Below are 280 nucleotides of genomic sequence, written 5' to 3'. Positions count from 1 at the left end.
TGTTTTCTTCGCAGAATCATTGTAACCAGATTGGTTCAGGCTTTTTCAGTTATCCCAAACTGTGGGACAGCAGTGCCCGTTGGGTGGCCTTTCTTTTATATGGCCCGCCCGAGAGGATTCGAACCTCTGACCTTCGCCTCCGGAGGGCGACGCTCTATCCAGCTGAGCTACGGGCGGAAAACTCTGATTTTTTACATTCGCGCCGTGCCTGAGTCAGGGCGGGAAGCCTGCGGCTTCCGGCGACGCTCCCCTCGCGTTGCTCGGGACCGGCCACCCATCA

1 tRNA gene is annotated in these 280 nt (G+C 57.5%); it reads right to left on the bottom strand.

From position 1 onward, the window contains the following. Positions 1-100: 100 nt before the first annotated feature. Positions 101-177, bottom strand: a tRNA-Arg gene (locus AAFH99_RS02085). Positions 178-280: the final 103 nt, after the last annotated feature.

It is taken from the genome of Microbulbifer sp. ARAS458-1 (assembly GCF_045348205.1).
Taxonomy (GTDB): Bacteria; Pseudomonadota; Gammaproteobacteria; order Pseudomonadales; family Cellvibrionaceae; genus Microbulbifer.
Note: the sequence above shows the minus strand (reverse complement) of the source record. Positions and strands in the feature narration are given on the sequence as shown.